The organism is Streptomyces sp. NPDC088350, from assembly GCF_044753545.1.
GTDB lineage: Bacteria > Actinomycetota > Actinomycetes > Streptomycetales > Streptomycetaceae > Streptomyces.
The window spans coordinates 472668-490995 of record NZ_JBIVNL010000003.1 but is presented as its reverse complement, the minus strand read 5'-3'; the positions used below and the strand labels follow the sequence as shown (position 1 = coordinate 490995).

The 18328-nt window shown below is 71.3% G+C and carries 14 protein-coding genes; 7 read left to right on the top strand and 7 right to left on the bottom strand.

The genetic code is table 11. The features are described from left to right. The first annotated feature begins 2 nt into the window (after positions 1-2). On the top strand, positions 3-554 hold the full coding sequence (locus ACIQBL_RS12100; RefSeq protein WP_401940703.1) for a hypothetical protein: 552 nt from the start codon (positions 3-5) through the stop codon (positions 552-554). Positions 555-630: 76 nt separating this feature from the next. On the opposite strand, the gene ACIQBL_RS12095 is transcribed toward ACIQBL_RS12100, so the two are convergent. Next, positions 631-1854 (bottom strand): cytochrome P450, encoded by a 1224-nt coding sequence (locus tag ACIQBL_RS12095; protein WP_401939888.1) that lies wholly within the window; start codon positions 1852-1854, stop codon positions 631-633. A 73-nt stretch (positions 1855-1927) separates the two neighbouring features. Beyond that, on the bottom strand, positions 1928-2728 hold the full coding sequence (locus ACIQBL_RS12090; RefSeq protein WP_401939885.1) for an N-formylglutamate amidohydrolase: 801 nt from the start codon (positions 2726-2728) through the stop codon (positions 1928-1930). A gap of 84 nt (positions 2729-2812) precedes the next feature. On the opposite strand from ACIQBL_RS12090, the gene ACIQBL_RS12085 reads away from it, so the two are divergent. Next, positions 2813-2935 (top strand): hypothetical protein, encoded by a 123-nt coding sequence (locus ACIQBL_RS12085; protein WP_401939884.1) that lies wholly within the window; start codon positions 2813-2815, stop codon positions 2933-2935. 200 nt (positions 2936-3135) lie between these two features. On the opposite strand, the gene ACIQBL_RS12080 is transcribed toward ACIQBL_RS12085, so the two are convergent. Beyond that, complete coding sequence (locus ACIQBL_RS12080) at positions 3136-5355, bottom strand: NADP-dependent isocitrate dehydrogenase (protein WP_401939881.1); 2220 nt, start codon at positions 5353-5355, stop codon at positions 3136-3138. Positions 5356-5565: 210 nt separating this feature from the next. Here ACIQBL_RS12080 and ACIQBL_RS12075 point away from each other — a divergent pair, with 210 nt between their 5' ends. Continuing rightward, the gene (locus ACIQBL_RS12075) at positions 5566-7137 is read left to right on the top strand and encodes a M1 family metallopeptidase (protein ID WP_401939878.1); all 1572 of its coding nucleotides are present in this window, start codon (positions 5566-5568) and stop codon (positions 7135-7137) included. 13 nt (positions 7138-7150) lie between these two features. On the opposite strand, the gene ACIQBL_RS12070 is transcribed toward ACIQBL_RS12075, so the two are convergent. From ACIQBL_RS12070 to ACIQBL_RS12060, 3 genes are all read right to left on the bottom strand, one after another. After that, positions 7151-8248, bottom strand: coding sequence for a mechanosensitive ion channel family protein (locus tag ACIQBL_RS12070; RefSeq protein WP_401939875.1), 1098 nt, complete (start codon positions 8246-8248; stop codon positions 7151-7153). Positions 8249-8455: 207 nt separating this feature from the next. Further along, positions 8456-9991, bottom strand: a complete 1536-nt coding sequence (locus tag ACIQBL_RS12065) for an amino acid permease (RefSeq protein ID WP_401939872.1) — start codon at positions 9989-9991, stop codon at positions 8456-8458. Between the two features lie 37 nt (positions 9992-10028). Beyond that, positions 10029-11027: a hypothetical protein gene (locus ACIQBL_RS12060; protein ID WP_401939869.1), complete on the bottom strand. Its 999-nt coding sequence runs from the start codon at positions 11025-11027 to the stop codon at positions 10029-10031. Between the two features lie 253 nt (positions 11028-11280). Here ACIQBL_RS12060 and ACIQBL_RS12055 point away from each other — a divergent pair, with 253 nt between their 5' ends. The 4 genes from ACIQBL_RS12055 to ACIQBL_RS12040 all read left to right on the top strand — a co-directional run bounded on the left by ACIQBL_RS12055 (position 11281) and on the right by ACIQBL_RS12040 (position 16739). After that, complete coding sequence (locus ACIQBL_RS12055; protein WP_401939866.1) at positions 11281-12720, top strand: FGGY family carbohydrate kinase; 1440 nt, start codon at positions 11281-11283, stop codon at positions 12718-12720. Further along, the gene (locus ACIQBL_RS12050; RefSeq protein WP_401939864.1) at positions 12717-14120 is read left to right on the top strand and encodes an FAD-dependent oxidoreductase; all 1404 of its coding nucleotides are present in this window, start codon (positions 12717-12719) and stop codon (positions 14118-14120) included. The genes ACIQBL_RS12055 and ACIQBL_RS12050 overlap by 4 nt, the downstream gene beginning before the upstream one ends. Positions 14121-14130: 10 nt before the next feature. Further along, positions 14131-15384, top strand: a complete 1254-nt coding sequence (locus ACIQBL_RS12045; protein WP_401939862.1) for an NAD(P)/FAD-dependent oxidoreductase — start codon at positions 14131-14133, stop codon at positions 15382-15384. 125 nt (positions 15385-15509) lie between these two features. After that, a complete protein-coding gene (locus tag ACIQBL_RS12040) occupies positions 15510-16739 on the top strand; it encodes a low temperature requirement protein A (RefSeq protein ID WP_401939860.1) in 1230 nt (409 codons plus the stop codon). A gap of 108 nt (positions 16740-16847) precedes the next feature. Here the strand turns inward: ACIQBL_RS12040 and ACIQBL_RS12035 are convergent, their stop codons facing one another. Next, on the bottom strand, positions 16848-18326 hold the full coding sequence (locus tag ACIQBL_RS12035; RefSeq protein WP_401939857.1) for an aldehyde dehydrogenase family protein: 1479 nt from the start codon (positions 18324-18326) through the stop codon (positions 16848-16850). Positions 18327-18328 lie beyond the last annotated feature (2 nt).

Below are 18328 nucleotides of genomic sequence, written 5' to 3'. Positions count from 1 at the left end.
GCATGAACGACGACGGATTCGGCGCGTTCTACTCCTTCGACTCCTTCGGCCAGGAGCCCTTCGACGACGAGGAGTTCGACGACCCGCGGAGCGAACAGGACGACGGCGCCGGGGAGTTCGAGGACGGCCTCCTGGAGGAGGAGCTGCGGCAGGCGGCAGCCATCCTCGATCCGGTCCCCGCCGAACTGCGCCAACTCGCCATGGACGCCTACGCCTTGTACGACCTCGACGCCCGACTCGCGGAGCTGTCCTTCGACTCCCTGGTCGACGCGATCCCGGTCAGGGGGGCCATGGACGTACCCCGGATGCTGACGTTCACCGCGGGTGACCTCAGTGTCGACGTGGAGGTGACGAGCGAGGGCCTGATGGGCCAGGTGATGCCGCCCCAGCCGGCCGGCATCGAGGTCCTGACCGGCCCGCAGACCCGCCGCCCCACCACCCTCACGGCCGACGCCATGGGCCGCTTCACCAGCGACGCACCCCCGACCGGCCCCTTCGCGCTACGGCTGCGGGCCGGCGGAGAGGTGGTCGTCACGGAGTGGCTGCGGGCGTGATCGCGGGTGCGCGAGGACGGCGTGCGGGATCCCTCCGTCCAGGACGCCTCCGTCCTCGCGCACAGGCCGCCTCCGCCTACCAGGTCACCGGCAGCGTCTGCGGTCCCCGGATCATGGTCTTCCGGCGCCAGACGATCTCCTCGGCGGGGACGGCGAGTCGGAGCCCCGGCAACCGGTCCAGCAGGGTGCCGACGAGGAGTTCGGTCTGCAGGCGGGCCAGCACGGCGCCGGTGCAGAAGTGCGGGCCGTTGCCGAAGGCCAGGTGCGGGTTGGGATCCCGGTCGACGTCGATGCGGTCCGGGTCCGGGAAGACGGCCGGGTCGCGGTTGGCGGCGAGGTAGGAGACGTAGACCGGATCGCCCGCGCTGATGCGCAGGCCGTGCAACTCGACGTCCTCCAGGGCGATCCGGGCCAGCCCCACGGAGGCGCGGTGCGGGATGAATCGCAGGAGTTCGTCCAACGCGGCGTCCCGTGAATCGGGTTGGGCGCGCAGGCGTTCCAGCAGTTCGGGGCGGGTGAGCATCAGGTACAGCATCTGCCCGCAGTTGTGGGTGACCGCCTCGCCGCCGATCTGGAGCGGACCCGCCAGGCCGACCGCCTCCGGCTCGCTGATCTCACCCCGGGCGACGGCCGTGCCCAGCAGCGAGTACACGTCCGTGCCCTCGCTGTCCGCACGGGCGCGGATCGTGTCGGTGATCCACGCGTACATGCCGTTCTTGGCGCGGTCGGCGGCCTCGGCGCCGCCGGACGTCGAGATGATCTGCCGTGTCCAGGCGTGCACCTGCTCCCGGTTCTCCTCCGGTACGCCCATGACCTCGCTGACCACGGCGAGCGGGAACGGTTCGAGGACCCGCTCGACCAGATCCGCCGGGGGCCCGTCCGCCACGACCCCGTCGACCAGCGCGTCGAGCAGTGACTGCGCCCGGGGCCGCAGCCGCTTCATCGCGCCGACCGTGAACGCGCCGGCGACCGGCTTCCGCAGCCGGTTGTGGTCCGGCTGGTCGGCGAAGGCCAGTGACCCCGGGCGCGGCTTGAAGTGCGGGGCCATGCGCGTCACTTGACGTGTGGTGACCTCCGCGCGGCCGAACCGCGGATCATTGGTGATCATCTTCACGTCGTCGTAGCGGGTGGCCAGCCATGCCCACCCCTCGCCGTGCGGCAGCCGGATCCGGGTCAGCGGGCCCTCGCGCATGAGGTCCGCGAGAACCGGGTCGAACTCCGTTCCGGTCAGGTCGAGCGGGGGCCAGTCCCGGACGGGGGGCGGGGCCTGGCCGGTCAGCGTGGTGGTCTCCTCGGTCATGCTGTCCACCCTCGTACGCTCCCGACCGCCTGTCCTGCGGGAGTGCTCCAGCCGGAGGGCGGAGGGTCGGACGCTACGCGGATACGGCGTCCACGAGCGTCGCCAGTGCGGACGCGAGCCGGGTGACTCCGGAGGCGGCGGGTGGTCCGCCGGGCTCGGTCATGTACGTGTCCCGGCGCAGCTCCACCATCAGGGCGCCGACGGCCGGTTCCTTGCCGTAGAACTCCAGCGGGACGTAGGTACCGATGAAGGGGCTGTTGACACCGATCTCCCCGCACCCCGCGAACGCCTCTCGCGCCGCCGCCAGCAGCGCGGGAGGGGTGTGGAAGGTGTCGGTGCCCAGGCAGACGGGCGGGCGGGGGCCGGTGCCGTGCAGTTCGTAGGGGAGCGGGGCGGCCGGATAGGAGTGCAGGTCGATGACGACGGCCCGGCCCGTCGCGGCCAGCCGGTCGGCGACCGCGTCCCTCATCGCGCGGGCGTACGGGCGGAAGCAGCGGTCGATCAGGGGCTCGGGGTCGTGGTCGGCGGGCCGTAGCTCGGCCCGGTGTGTGGTGCGCGTGTAGACCGCGCCCATGCCCACGGTGAGCATCTCCTCCCGCTCGTCCGGGAAGCGCTCCGGGTCGACGACCAGCCGGGACAGCCGGTTCACGAACCGCCACGGGGTGAGGGCACACGCGCGTGCCGCTTCGGCGGCGATGCGGGCCGTGTGGGCGTCGGTGATGTGGTCGAGTTCCCGCTCCAAAGCGGGGTCGTCCAGCAGGATGTCCGCGCGCACGTCGGCCGGTATCTCCCGCGCGGAGTGCGGGACATGGAGGATCACGGGCGAAGTGGCGGCGCCGGGCAGCAGCTCGAAGGAGGGCGCGGAGGGGGACACGGGCGGCTCCCGGAGGCGTTGTCAGTGGCGTGGTGCAGGATCAAGGTATCCGCATCGACGACCACGGACCGGGGGAGCACCACCATGCCCGTCAGCAATCAGCAGATCACCGAGCACGCGTTCCTGCGGGCGCTGTACCGGGACGACTACTACCCCGGCTTCGCCGTCGCGGACGGGGAGGAGCTGATTGTTCTACGGGACCGGTGATCGGCGGGACGTTTCCTGGCTCGGATGACGACAGGCGGGAGTCCCTTCCCGCACTCGGCACGGGTGACGGGCAGGTCTTTCCCCGGCATGCACGACCGTGGACTGTTGCCCGGCCCCGGAACGCCGCCGCCCCGGCCGGAGGAACCCCGGCCGGGGCGGAGCGAGCAGCGGGCATCAGGCCCGGTGGGTCAACCGGTGCGTCAGCTCAGCGAAGCCAGCGCGTCGTTCCACGTCGTCGACGGACGCATGACCTTCGCGGCCTTGGCCGGGTCGGGCTGGTAGTAGCCGCCGATGTCGGCCGGGCTGCCCTGGACCGCGAGGAGTTCCTCGATGATCTTCGGCTCGGCGCCCGCGAGGGTCTCGGCGAGCGGGGCGAAGGCCTTCGCCAGGTCCGCGTCCTCGGTCTGCGCGGCCAGCTCCTGCGCCCAGTACAGGGAGAGGTAGAAGTGGCTGCCGCGGTTGTCGATGCCGCCGACACGACGGGTCGGGGACTTGTCCTCGTTGAGGAAGGTCGCCGTCGCGCGGTCGAGGGTGTCCGCGAGGACCTGCGCGCGGGCGTTGCCGGTGAACGTCGCGTACTGCTCCAGGGAGGGGACCAGCGCGAAGAACTCACCGAGCGAGTCCCAGCGCAGGTAGTTCTCCTTGACCAGCTGCTGGACGTGCTTCGGCGCGGAGCCGCCGGCGCCCGTCTCGAAGAGGCCGCCGCCCGCCATCAGCGGGACGACCGACAGCATCTTGGCGCTGGTGCCCAGCTCCAGGATGGGGAAGAGGTCGGTCAGGTAGTCACGCAGCACGTTGCCGGTCACCGAGATGGTGTCCTCGCCGCGGCGAATGCGCTCCACCGACAGCTGGGTCGCCTCGACCGGCGCGAGGATCCGGATGTCCAGGCCCTCGGTGTCGTGCTCCGGCAGGTACGCCTTGACCTTGGCGATCAGCTGGGCGTCGTGCGCGCGGGTCTCGTCGAGCCAGAACACCGCCGGGTTGCCGGTGGCACGCGCACGCGTGACGGCCAGCTTCACCCAGTCCTTGATCGGGGCGTCCTTGGTCTGGCAGGCGCGGAAGATGTCACCCTTGGCGACCGCCTGCTCCAGGACGACATCGCCGGCCCGGTCGACGAGTCGGACCGTACCGGCGGCCGGGACCTCGAAGGTCTTGTCGTGGGACCCGTACTCCTCGGCCTTCTGCGCCATCAGACCGACGTTCGGCACCGAGCCCATGGTCGACGGGTCGTAGGCGCCGTGGGCGCGGCAGTCGTCGAGGACGGCCTGGTAGACGCCGGAGTACGAGGAGTCCGGGAGCACCGCGAGGGTGTCCGCCTCCGCGCCGTCCGGGCCCCACATGTGGCCGGAGGTGCGGATCATGGCCGGCATCGAGGCGTCGACGATCACGTCGGACGGCACGTGCAGGTTGGTGATGCCCTTGTCGGAGTCGACCATCGCGAGCGCGGGGCCCTCGGCGATCTCCGCGTCGAAGGACGCCTTGATCGCGTCGCCCTCGGGCAGCGCGGCCAGGCCCTTGAGGATGCCGCCGAGACCGTCGTTCGGGGACAGACCGGCCGCGGCGAGCGTGGCGCCGTACTGCTCGAAGGTCTTCGGGAAGAAGGCGCGGACCACGTGGCCGAAGATGATCGGGTCGGAGACCTTCATCATCGTGGCCTTGAGGTGCACCGAGAAGAGGATGTCCTCGGCCTTGGCGCGGGCGATCTGCGCGGTGAGGAACTCGCGCAGCTCCGCCACGTGCAGCACGGAGGCGTCCACGACCTCGTCCTTCAGGACGGGTACGGACTCGCGCAGCACGGTGGTGGTGCCGTCCTCGGCGACCAGCTCGATGCGCAGCGCACCGGCCTCGGTGATCGTCACGGCCTTCTCGGTGGAGCGGAAGTCGTTCTCGCCCATGGTGGCGACATTGGTCTTGGACTCCGCCGACCAGGCGCCCATGCGGTGCGGGTGGTTCTTCGCGTAGTTCTTGACCGAGGCGGGGGCGCGCCGGTCGGAGTTGCCCTCGCGCAGGACCGGGTTGACCGCGGAACCCTTGATCTTGTCGTAGCGCGACTGGATGTCCCGCTCCTCGTCGGTCTTCGGGTCGTCCGGGTAGTTCGGCAGCGCGTAGCCCTGCTCCTGCAGCTCGGCCACGGCGGCCTTGAGCTGCGGGATGGACGCCGAGACGTTCGGCAGCTTGATGATGTTGGCCTCGGGCGTCTTCGCCAGTTCGCCCAGCTCGTGCAGGGCGTCCGGGATCCGCTGGTCCTCGGTGAGGTACTCCGGGAACACGGCGATGATGCGCCCGGCCAGCGAGATGTCCCGCGTGGTCACGGCGACACCCGCCTGCGAGGCGTACGCCTGGACCACCGGCAGGAAGGAATACGTCGCCAGGGCCGGGGCCTCGTCAGTGTGCGTATAGATGATGGTCGAGTCAGTCACCGGTGCTCCGCTCCACGTCTGCAACATTGCTCGACATCAAGATATCTCCTGATGCGGTCGCACTCGACAGCGGTCCGTCCGCACCGCGCGAACACCTGTCCGTCGATCAAGGGCAACCGACCGCCCGGTCCGGCAGTCAGTAAGGGGTGGATCACCTTGACTGACCGACGGCCGGAGCTGACCACCCGGCCGCCCGAGCGAAAGCGGATCATGAGAAATCGCACCAGAGTGACGGCCCCGGTGGCCGCCCTGATCGGTACGGCCACGGCGCTGACCGTGGGTTCCCCGGCCTTCGCGGCCGGACGGGGGAGCGGCGACGGGACGGCCGGACGGGGGTACGGCGACGAGGGCGCCGAGACCCTCGGCGACCCGGTGTTCCCGAGCCTCGGCAACGACGGCTACCGCGTCCGTTCCTACGACCTCGACCTCGCCTACGACGCGACGACGAAGCTCGTCGACGGCACGGTCACGATAGAACTGCGCACGACCGAGTCCCTGACCCGGTTCTCCCTCGACGCCCTCGGCCTCGACATCCACGAGGTCCGCGTCCAGGGCCGCGGCGCCGACTTCGAGCAGGCCGACGAGAAACTGCGGATCACGCCCGCCGGAACCCTCCCGGCGGGGGCCCGGGTCACCGTCTGCGTGGAGTACTCCGCCGATCCGGGCCGCGCCGCCGCGCCCACCGGCGGCTGGGTCGTCACCCCCGACGGTTTCGCGGTGTGCGGCCAGCCGAACCTGGCGCACACCGTCTTCCCCTGCAACGACCACCCCAGCGACAAGGCCGACTTCACGTTCCGGATCACCGTCCCGGACGGGCTGCGCGGGGTCGCGAACGGTCAACCGGTGTGCACCGAGCGGCTGGACGGCGACCGGACCGCCTTCAGCTACCGCTCGCGCTCACCGATGGCGACCGAGCTGGTGCAGCTCACGGTCGGCGACTACGTGGTCAAGGACCGGCCGGGCCCGCACGGGCTGCCCCTGCGGGACGTCGTGCCCACCGCGCGCGCCGCCGCCCTGGAACCGGCGCTCGCGCTCACGCCGGGACTCGTGGACTGGCTGGAGCAGCGCCTCGGGGCGTTCCCCTTCGAGACGTACGGACTGCTGCCCTGCAACTCCGACGACCCGAATGCCTTCGACTTCACGGGACTTGAGACCCAGACCCTCACCCTGTACAAGCCGAACTTCCTGCTCCAGGCGGAGAACAGGATCGGCTCGCACATGATGCACGAGCTGGTCCACTCCTGGTTCGGCAACAGCGTCAGCCCCGCCACCTGGGCCGACCTGTGGCTGAACGAGGGCCACGCCGACTTCTACGGACTGCTCTACCGCTACGAGCGCGGCTGGCCCGACTCCCTGGGCCTGACCACGATGGAAGCCCGGATGAAGAACACCTACGCCCGCGGCGACCAGTGGCGCCAGGACTCCGGCCCGGTCGCCGCCCCCAACGCGGCCAACCTGTTCGACAGCCAGCGTTACCTCGGCGGTGTCCTGGTGCTGTACGCCCTGCGGGAGTTCATCGGCGAGGACACCTTCCACGCCGTGGAGCGCGCCTTCCTCACCCGGTACCGCGACTCCTCGGCGACGACGGAGGACTACATCGCCGTCGCGTCGAAGGTCGCCTGCCAGGACCTGTCCGGTTTCCTGCGGGACTGGCTCTACGGTACGACGACGCCGCGCATGCCCGGCCATCCGGACTGGACGGTCACACCGGTGACCCCGTCCCTCGCCGTCCCGCACAGCCGGACCGGCGGGCACTACCACGACAACTCGGCGACGCTCTAGGCCAGTTGATCCGTCAGTCGAGCCGGGCGGAGGAGACTTCGCCCGGCTCGTCCTCCGGGATCCGCTGCTGCGGTATGGCGATCGACCCCTGCTGGAGCGCCACCGTCCGCGTCGGCGCCGGAATCCGGATGCCCTCGTGCCGGTACCGCTTGTGCAGGCGCTTGATGAACTCGTGCTTGATGCGGAACTGGTCGCTGAACTCGCCGACGCCCAGGATCACCGTGAACCCGATCCGCGAGTCGCCGAAGGTGTGGAAGCGGATCGCCGGTTCGTGCTCCGGGATCGCCCCGGTGATGTCGGTCATGACCTCGGCGATGACCTCCATGGTCACGCGCTCGACGTGCTCCAGGTCGCTGTCGTAGCCGACGCCCACCTGCACCAGGATCGTCAACTGCTGCTCGGGACGCATGAAGTTGGTCATGTTCGTCTTGGCGAGCTGGCCGTTCGGTATCACGACGAGGTTGTTGGACAGCGCCCTGACCGTCGTCTGACGCCAGTTGATGTCCTCGACGTAGCCCTCCTCGCCGCTGCTCAGCCGGATGTAGTCGCCGGGCTGGACGGTCTTCGAGGCGAGGATGTGGATGCCCGCGAACAGGTTGGCGAGGGTGTCCTGAAGAGCCAGCGCGACGGCGAGACCGCCGACGCCCAGGGCGGTGAGCATCGGCGCTATCGAGATGCCGAGCGTCTGGAGCATCACCAGGAAGCCGATGGCCAGGACCAGGATCCTGGTGATGTTGACGAAGATCGTGGCCGAACCGGCAACCCCGGAACGGGAGTTGGTGACGGCCCGGACAAGGCCGGCGATCACCCGGGCCGCCGACACCGTCACGGCGAGGATGACCAGCACCTGGAGGGTCTGGTTGACCTGGTGCTGGACCGTCCTGGTCAGCGGCAGCACCGCGCCCGCGACGGCCGCGCCGCCGGCGATCGCCGACCACGGCACCACGGTCCGCAGCGCGTCGACGATCACGTCGTCGCCGCTCCAGCGGGTGCGGTCGGCGTGCTTGCCGAGCCAGCGCAGCAGTATCCGCAGCAGGAAGGCCGCCAACAGGCCCGAGGCCAGGGCGATTCCGGCGAGCATGAAGTCGTCCAGGGTCGGCGTGCGGTTCATCGGTCACCTCCGGGAGGAGGAACTGCGGCGAAGAGCGCCGCCGACGGCCGGATGTGAAGAGTCGTCACGTTGTCACCTGCTCGTGTTGCGGGCATTGCGGAAGTGCGAGCGCGCCGGCCGGGACAGGCCCGTGCACCGGCGCGACCGCTCATCCTGCCGTATCCGGACCGGGAGTTCGTACCTGGTCCGGGGCTGTGAGCACGGCTTTCAGACGATTCCCTCGGCGAGTTCGGCCTGGTCGCGGTCGGAGCCGTAGGCGGCGGTGGCCGGTGTGCCGTACGAACGGCGGGCGACGTACCACCACACGCCGGCGAGGATCAGTACGACGGCGAGGGCGACCGACGCGTAGTTCATCGAGTCGACCGTCACCGGTGAGGACTGCGGCAGACAGAACAGCACCGTCACACAGGCCACCCAGACCACGGCGATCCAGCCGATCGGTTTGCTCCAGCGGCCCAGGCTCCATGGACCCGGCTGAAAACGGTCTCCCGCGCGGAGGCGCAGGAACACCGGGATCGCGTACGCGGGGGTGATGCCGATGACGTTGATCGCGGTGACCGCGCCGTACGCCGTCACCGAGTACAGGGACGGCAGCGCGAGCAGCGCGGCGGCCACCACCGCCAGCCAGACGGCGGCGACCGGGGTCTGGGTGCGGGTGCTGACCTTGCGCCACAGGGCCGAGCCGGGCAGGGCCCCGTCCCGGCTGAACGCGAAGACCATACGGCTGGCGGCGGCGACCTCGGCGTTGCCGCAGAACAACTGCGCGATGATCACCACGAGGAGCAGCGCGGTGGCGCCGTCCGTGCCGAGGCCGTCGAGGAGGATCTGCGCGGGCGGTACCCCGGTCGCGCTGGTCCGGGTGCCCTCGTAGTCCTGGATGGCGAAGGTGAGGCCCGCCAGGAGTGCGAAGCCCGCGATCCACGAGACCCAGATGGAGCGGACGATGCCGTGTGCCGCCGACACCGAGGCGTTCGAGGTCTCCTCGGAGAGGTGCGCCGAGGCGTCGTAGCCGGAGAAGGTGTACTGGGCCAGCAGCAGGCCGATCGCCGCCACGTACACGGGGTTCGACCAGCCGGTGTCGTTGACGAACTTCGTGAACACGAAGGACGCCGACCGGTGGTGGTCGGGGACGATCACCAGCGCGCCGACGATCACCGCCACTCCGGCCAGGTGCCACCACACGCTGATCGAGTTGAGGACGCTGACCAGCCGGACGCCGAAGAGGTTCAGTAAGGCGTGCAGCAGCAGGATGCCGAGGAAGATCAGCATCGTTCTGCCGGGTGTGGGCTCGAAACCCCACTGGATGCTGGCGAAGGCGCCCGTGAACAGGGCCGCGCCGTAGTCGATGCCGGCGATCGCGCCCAGCAGACCGAGCAGATTCAGCCAGCCCGTGTACCAGCCCCAGCGCCGGCCGCCGAGCCGGTCGGCCATGTAGTACAGGGCGCCGGACGTCGGATACGCGCTGGTGACCTCGGCGAGCGCGAGGCCCACGCACAGCACGAACAGGCCGACGCCCGCCCAGCCCCACAGCATCACCGCGGGGCCGCCCGCGCCCATGCCGAAGCCGTACAGGGTCATGCAGCCGGACAGGACGGAGATCACGGAGAAGCTGATCGCGAAGTTGCCGAAACCGCCCATGCGGCGGGCGAGCACCGGCCGGTAGCCGAGTTCGCGCAGGCGCTGTTCCTCGTCGTGCTGTGGATCACCGTGCTGTGGATCACCTTCGGGATTGAGGGACGACAAGACGGAACCTCCGGGGGTGAGGAGCGGGGGGTGGGTCTCAGGGGCGCCCGCCGGGGTCGCGGGCCGCGCCGCTGCGCGCGCGGGCCTGGACGAACACGTCCGTCGCCTGGGCCTGATCGCCGGGCCGCGCGGTGCGGTAGGTCCAGGGCACGGGGGTGTGGTAGGGGCCGAGGGCGTCGAACACCCGGGCCGCGTCCGGGAATTGGAGCGCGCCCCACAGCGCGTGGGCGAGATGGTTGAGGTCCAGCAGGGAGCGCTGGGCCATATGCGTGTGCTCGAACCAGAGGTGCAGGGCCCGACGTGCCTCGCGGCTCGCGTCCTCCGCCACCCAGTGCAGATCGAGGGCGGCGTCGCGCCCGCCGCCGCGCCGGTACCGCTCGACCCGCACATACAGCGGCAGGACGTGCAGCGCGGAACCCCGAGGCGCCGACTCCGCCGCCCAGTGCGCGTAGCCGACCGCCTCCGCGAGCCGCCCCGAGGAGCCGCGCACATACAGGAACTGGAGCATCCGGTGGTACGCCTCGCGGTTGTACGGGTCCCGCCGGTCGGCCTCCGCCAGCAGACCCCACGGTCCCGTCGGCAGCATCGGCTCCGGGGGCGTCGCCCGGTGCTCTTCCCAGCGCTGGTCCCGGTCGATCTGGGCCAGCGCCAGCAGGCACACCCACGGCACCGGGTCCCGGGGCGCGATCCGGGTGGCGGTCTCGCTCACGTCCCAGGCCTCGACCCACAGTTCGTGCGTACGACGGTGCTCGTCGCGGTGGGCCCGCAGCGCGCGCTCCACGGCGACCCGGGCGCGCATCACCGCGGCCGGCACACTGTGCGGCTCCTCCGCGAGCCAGGCCCGCACCACGTCCGTACCGGCCGCCGCTGCCGCGAGGACCTGGGTGCGCTGCGTCCACTGCCACCACTGGGTGGTGTCGGCGAGCAGCGTGCGCATCGACATCCAGCGCCCGGTCCGCAGATCCTGGAGGGCCGCCCGCAGGGCCGAGTCGTGGCCCGCGGGATCGTAGGCGGGACGTGCTTCTTCTTTCGCCATCAGCCGCCCGCAGCACGGCGGTTGCGGGGCATGACGGCAAAGTGGAGTAACAACAGCCCTCCTCAGGGCGGCGGTCGAGGAGATCGCGCTGGTCCGCGGTCACTATAGAGGCGGAGGTTCCGCATCACCCCTCGTTTCCCGATCGTCCCCAACTCGCTGGATATATCTATGAGTTGACCGAAGATCAGAAATGCTTGACGTGCGATGCGGACCGGCGGCAGGCTGTCGTGCGGTGATCTACGGGAGGGGTGGTATGACGGGTCCGGTACTCGCCGTCGACCAGGGGACATCCGGCACGAAGGCCCTGGTGATCTGTCCCGAACGCGGCGTGATCGGCACCGGGTTCGTCTCGGTGGGGACCCGTCGACTGCCGGGCGGCCTGGTCGAGGCCGACCCGGAGGAACTGTACGAGTCGGTGATCATCGCCGGGCGCCGCGCACTCGCGGAGGCCGACGAGCCCGTGGCGGCACTGGGCCTCGCCAACCAGGGCGAGACCGTGCTCGCCTGGGACCCCGACACCGGTATGCCGCTGACCGACGCGCTTGTCTGGCAGGACCGCCGCGCGGCGAGCGTCTGCGCCGAACTCGCCGAGCACGCCGACGAGTTGCGCCACCTCACCGGCCTGCCGCTCGACGCGTACTTCGCCGCGCCCAAGATGGCCTGGATACGGCGCCACCTCACCCGCGAGGGCATGGTCACCACCAGCGACTCCTGGCTGGTCCACCGCCTCACCGGCACCCACGTCACCGACGCCGCCACCGCCGGCCGCACCCAGCTCCTCGACCTCGACAAGGCCGCCTGGTCGCCCCGCGCCCTCGACCTGTACGGCCTGTCCGGTGAACGCCTCCCCGGAGTCGTCGACTGCGCCGAACTCATCGGTACGACCACGGCGTTCGGCGCGGAGATACCCCTCACCGGACTCGTAGTGGACCAACAGGCGGCCCTGCTCGCCCAGCGGATCACCGCACCCGGCGGCGCCAAGTGCACCTACGGCACAGGGGCGTTCCTCCTCGCGCACACCGGCGACACACCCCGGCGCGGCGACACCGGCCTGGTGAGCTGCGTGGCCTGGCGCCTTGCGGGGCGGACCAGTTACTGCCTCGACGGACAGGTCTACACGGCCGCGTCCGCCGTACGCTGGCTCACCGACATCGGTGTCATCACCGGCGCCGCCGACCTGGACCGCGTGGGCGGCGCCGAACCCGACAGCGGGGGCGTCACCTTCGTCCCCGCCCTCGCCGGACTCGCCGCCCCCTGGTGGCGCGGCGACCTGCGCGGCTCCCTCACCGGACTCGGCCTCGACACCACACGCGGACACCTGGTGCGCGCCCTGTGCGAGGGCCTCGCCGCACAGGTGGTCTCCCTCGCCGAAGCCGCCGCGACCGACCTCGGCACACCCCTCGACGTCCTGCGCGTCGACGGCGGCCTCACCCGCTCCGCCCTCCTCATGCAGACCCAGGCCGACCTCCTGCAACGCCCCGTCGAGGTGTCCGCACTGCCCGACGCGACCGCCCTCGGCGTGGGCGCTCTGGCCCGGCTCGGCGCCGAACCCGGACTCACGGTCGCCGACGCACTGCCCGACTGGAAACCCGCCGCCGTCTACGAACCACGCATCACCCCGGACCACGCGGCCGAACGCCTCGCCGCCTTCCGCACCGAGGTCACCGCGCTGCTCGACCGGGCCCCCGCATGACGGTCACGGCCAACGGGCCACTGCCGTCACGGAGTTACGACGTGACGGTGGTCGGCGCGGGAGTGGTCGGCTGCGCGATCGCCCGGGAACTGGCCCGCCGTCCGAACCTGCGGGTCGCGGTCGTCGAGGCCCAGGACGACATCGGTCAGGGCACCTCGAAGGCGAACACCGCGATCCTGCACACCGGCTTCGACGCGGTACCGGGCTCCCTCGAAGCACGGCTCGTCCGCGAAGGCTCACGTCAACTCACCGCGTACGCGGCCGAGTCGGGCATTCCCGTCGAGCCGGTGGGCGCGCTGCTGGTGGCCTGGGACGAGGAACAGCTCGCGGCGCTGCCGCACTTGGCGGAGAAGGCCGAACGCAACGAATACGGTGACACCCGCCTGATCGAGCCCCCCGAACTGTACGCACGCGAACCGCACCTCGGCCCAGGCGCGCTCGGTGCCCTGCACGTGCCCGGCGAGAGCATCGTCTGCCCGTGGACGACGACACTGGCATACGCGACGCAGGCGGTCCGGCAGGGAGTGGACCTGCACCTCAACTCACCGGTGGAGCGGGTCGGTCGGCGGGACGGCACCCACCTCCTCACCACCGCCCGGGGCACCCTCCGCACCCGCTGCCTCGTCAACGCGGCCGGTCTGCACGCCGACACCCTCGACCGTCACCTGGGCCACGACGACTTCACCGTCACCCCACGCCGGGGCCAACTGATCGTCTTCGACAAACTCGCCCGCGACCTGCTCCACCACATCCTCCTGCCCGTCCCCACGGCACTGGGCAAAGGAGTCCTGGTCGCCCCGACGGTCTACGGCAACCTGCTCCTGGGCCCCACCGCCGAGGACCTGCACGACAAGCGCGCGACCGGCTCGACCGCCGAAGGACTGGCCCAGCTGCGGGAGAAGGGCGCCCGCATCCTCCCCGCGCTGCTCGACGAGGAGATCACCGCCGTCTACGCCGGCCTGCGCGCCGCCACCGAGTACGACGACTACCGCATCACCGCCCACCCCGGGCAGGCGTCCCTCACGGTCGGCGGTATCCGCTCCACCGGCCTGACCGCGTCCCTCGCGATCGCCGCGCACGTCACCGCGTTGCTGGCCGACACGGGCCTCGACCTGGGCCCCGCCGTCGACTTGGAACCGGTGCGCATGCCGAACCTCGGCGAGGCGTACCCGCGCCCGTACCAGCGGGCCGAACTCATCGCCGCCGACCCGGAGTACGGCACCCTCGTCTGCCACTGCGAACGGGTGACACGGGGCGAGATACGGGACGCGCTCGCCAGTACGGTGCCGCCGCGCAGCCTCGACGGACTGCGCCGGCGGACGAGGGCCCGCGCGGGGCGCTGCCAGGGGTTCTACTGCGGGGCGGCTGTACGGGAGTTGTTCGAGGGGGCGGGATCCTGAAGTGGACGGCGTGGCCGGTTTGTCGGAGGAGGACGGGATCCGCACACCGAGAGAAGTCGACGTCCTGGTCGTCGGCGCCGGTCCCGCCGGACTCGCCGCCGCCGCCCGTCTCGCCGTCGCCGGAGTCGCCCGTGTCGAAGTCCTGGACCGGGAACAGCGCGCCGGGGGAGTGCCCCGGCACTGCCACCACGGAGGCTTCGGTACCTGGACGCATCCGCTCAACGGACCCGCGTACGCCCGCCTGCTCCTCACCGCCGCCGCACGCGCCGGAGCCGTCGTCCGTACCGGGATCACCGCCCTCGACTGGGCGGGGCCGCTGGCCCTGAACACCGTGGGCCCGCAAGGCCCGGAGACCATCCGCGCGGCGGCCGTCGTCCTCGCCACCGGTGCCCGTGAACGGCCCCGCGCCGCCCGCCTGGTGCCGGGCACCCGCCCCCACGGGGTGTACACCACCGGCGAGTTGCAGCAGGCGGTGCATCTCCACGGGCAGCGGATCGGAACCCGGGTCGTCGTGGTCGGCGCCGAGGACGTCTCCTACGCCGCCGCCGACACCGTACGGGCCGCCGGAGCCCAAGTCGTCGCCATGGTCACCGAGTGGGACCGACCCCGGACGACCACCACCCGCGCCCACAACGCCCGCCTCCGCAACCGTATCCCCCTTCTCACCGACACCGCACTCACCGAACTCCTCGGCCACGGACGGCTGTCCGGCGTTCGCGTCCGGCACCGGGACGGTCGTACCGCTCGACTGGCCTGTGACACCGTCGTGTTCACCGGCGACTTCGTGCCCGACCACGAACTCGCCCGGCGCGGCGGACTCGCCCTGGACCCCGGCACCCGGGGCCCCGCCGTCGACGGGGCGCTGCACACCTCACGGCCGGGCGTCTTCGCCGTCGGCAGTGTGCTGCACCCGGTGGAGAGCGCGGCCACGGCGGCCCGGGAGGGAGCCTTCGGAGCCGCCGCCGTACTGGAGACCCTGGCCGGCGCCGAGTGGCCCCGCACGACGCTGCCCCTGCTCGTGGACCCGCCCCTGCGCTGGATCGCCCCGAACCGGATCGCCCCGGCCGACGACCACCCGTACGTCCTGCGCGTCTCGGCCCCGCTGCGCCGCCCGCTCCTGTGCGTCTCCCAGGACGGCCGGCCCCTGCACCGGGAGCGCCTGCGGGTGGCCGTACCGCACCGTACCGTGACCCTCACGGCACGCTGGACCCGCCTGGTCGACGCCGCCGGCGGACCGGTTCTCGTGACGCTCACGGGTTCCTGAACCAGCCTTGCCGCCCGCACGCCGGACGACGGTGCTCACGTAGCCGATGCCGTGACTTGCGGGAGTGCGTGCCACGATCCGGCGCACCGGGGTGGGACAGGGCGGACCCATGCGCCCATACAGGGATGACCGACGCAACCGCACCCGCGACCGCCCCGGTCGCACAGGCACGCGACCGGGCCACCTGGACCGAACTCTTCTTCGACCTGGTGCTGGCCTTCGCCGTCAGCCAGATCGCACACCTCCTGGCCGCGCACCCGAGCTGGCCCGTGCTCGGCCGCTGTCTGCTCGTCCTGATCCCGCTGTGGTGGGCCTGGGTCGACGTCGTCATGGCGATGAACGCCGTGCACGAGACCAACACCCAACGGGTGTTCCTGCTCCTGTCGGGCCTCGCCGTGTACGGCATGGCGGTCGCCGCGCCGCACGCCCCCGCCGTCCGTGAACAGGCGCTCCTGTACGCGGGCAGCTATATGGCCCTGCGCCTGCTCATCGGGGAGGCCATCCGCAGGGAGTGCGCCCTGTACACCATCCATCCCTACCGGGCCGGACTCGCCTTCGCCCTCGTCCTCTTCGGTACGGCGGCCTGCCCCGGCCCGTGGCGCACCGGCTGCTGGACGGTCGCGGTCCTCGCCGAGATCGCCGCCCCGCTCGTACTCGGCGGACATCTGCGCCAGTTGACGTTCGGAGTGAACCATCTCCCCGAGCGTTTCGGCCTGTTCATCATCATCGCGCTCGGCGAGAACGTCTTCGCGGTCGGCGCGAGCGTCGCCACCGGCCCCATGGGAGGCGCCAACCTGACGGCGCTCGTCCTCGCCTTCCTGGTCGGCTGCGCGCTGTGGTGGCTGTATTTCCACCTCGCCGCCTCCGCCGTCGCCCACGCCCTGCGCACCCACCCGAGCCCGTCGATCGTCGTACGGGACGTGCTGAGCTACGGCCATCTCGTCCTCGTCGTGGGCCTGTTGCTGGTCTCCGTCGGTGCGCAACGGGCTGTGCAGCACCCGCTGCACGACACGCACAGGATCGGTGCCGGACTGCTGCCCGGCGGCGCGGCCCTGTTCACCCTCACCTTCTGCTACACGCGCCGCCGGATGTTCGGAGCCGCCTCGGTGACCCGTTTCTACGGATCGCTCGCCCTGTTCGCGACCGTGGCGGGCGGCCCGTTCCTGCCGCCGCTGGCCACCATCGCGCTGACCGCCGGACTACTGGTCCTGGTCAACGCGATGGAGCACTGGCTGCTCAGCTCCGGCCGGGGGGTGCCGCTGATCTTCCGGCAGGCCGATGCCGGGCCCCGCCGGGCAGGTGGAAACCCGTCAGTGACGGGGCCGCCAAGCAGGAGACCCGAAACTGAGAGGTGAGTGCCGGGCCGTGCAGGATCAACGCGGCACCCTGGGCCGCCGGTTCGATGACGACGGCACGGCGGTGGGGGACCGCCGTGCCGTCGTCGCGGGGGAGAAGCCGGGTCGTCAGGAGAGGTCCGTCCAGACAGACTTGGTCTGGGTGTAGCTGTCCAGTGCCTCGGGCCCGAACTCGCGCCCGAACCCGGAGGCCTTGTAGCCGCCGAAGGGCACGGCAGGGTCGAACAGGTTGTACGTGTTGATCCAGCAGGTACCCGCCTTCAGCGCCCGGGCCACCCGGTGCGCCCGCCTGACGTCGGAGGTGTGCACGCCGGACGCCAGGCCGTACGGCGTGCCGTTGGCCAGGGCGACCGCGTCCTCCTCCGTGTCGAAGGGGATCACGGACAGGACGGGGCCGAAGATCTCCTCCTGCGCGATCCGCATGCCGTTGTCGACGTCGCCGAACACCGTCGGCCGGAAGTACAGGCCGCCCTCCAGTCCCTCAGGGTGGTAGGCCTCGCCGCCGGCCAGCAGCGTGGCGCCCTCCTCCCGGCCGATCGCCGTGTACCGGGTGACCTTCTCGAACTGCGCGAGGTGGGCCAGCGGTCCGAACAGGGTGCCCGGATCGAGCGGGTTGCCGGGCAGGGTCGCCGAGGCCTGCTCAACGAGCCTGCCGACCACCTCGTCGTACACGGACCGCTGCACCAGCAGTCGTGAACCGGCCGTGCATATCTCGCCCTTGTTGTAGAAGATGCCGAAGAACGCCTGCTGGACCGCCTCGTCGAGATAGGCGTCGGCGAAGACGATGTTGGCCGACTTGCCGCCGAGCTCCATCGTGACCTTCTTGAGGGTGTCCGCGGTGGTGCGGATGATCTCCCGGCCCACGGCCGTCGAGCCGGTGAAGGCGATCTTGTCGACCGCCGGATGCGCCGACAGCGCCTGTCCCAGCTCGGCACCGGGCCCGGTGACGACGTTCAGCACCCCGTCGGGCAGGCCCGCCTCGGCGAACAGTTCGGCGATCTTCAAGGCGGACAGCGGGGTCGCCTCGGACGGCTTGTGCACCACCGTGTTGCCCGCGGCCAGCGCCGGCGCCAGCTTCGTGGTGGCGAGGACCAGCGGGAAGTTGAACGGCGTGATGGCACCCACCACACCGACCGGCTCCCGCAGCGTGTACGTGAACGTCGGGGTCGCCGTCTGCCGGGTCGCGCCGGACAGCTGCGTGGCCAGACCCGCGAAGTAGCGGTAGGCCATCGCGACGAACGGCACCTCCTGGCGGGCGAACATGATCGGCTTGCCCATGTCGACTGTCTCGCGGTACGCGATCTCCTCGGCGTCCCGCTCGATCAGGTCGGCGACCTTGAGCAGGATCCGGGCCCGCTCGTGTCCGCCCGCCGTCGACCAGGGGCCCGAGTCGAAGGCCCGTCGAGCCGCCAGCGCGGCGGCGTCGACGTCGGCGGGGGTGCCGTAGGCGATCGGCGCGGTCTCCGAGCCGTCGACCGGGCTGATCGTGGGGCGGGTGGCCCCGTCCGCGGCGTCGCGCCACGCGCCGCCGATGAACAGCCGGCCCGGTGCCACGGCGGAGGCCGGGGCCTCTTGGGTGGTGGTCATGG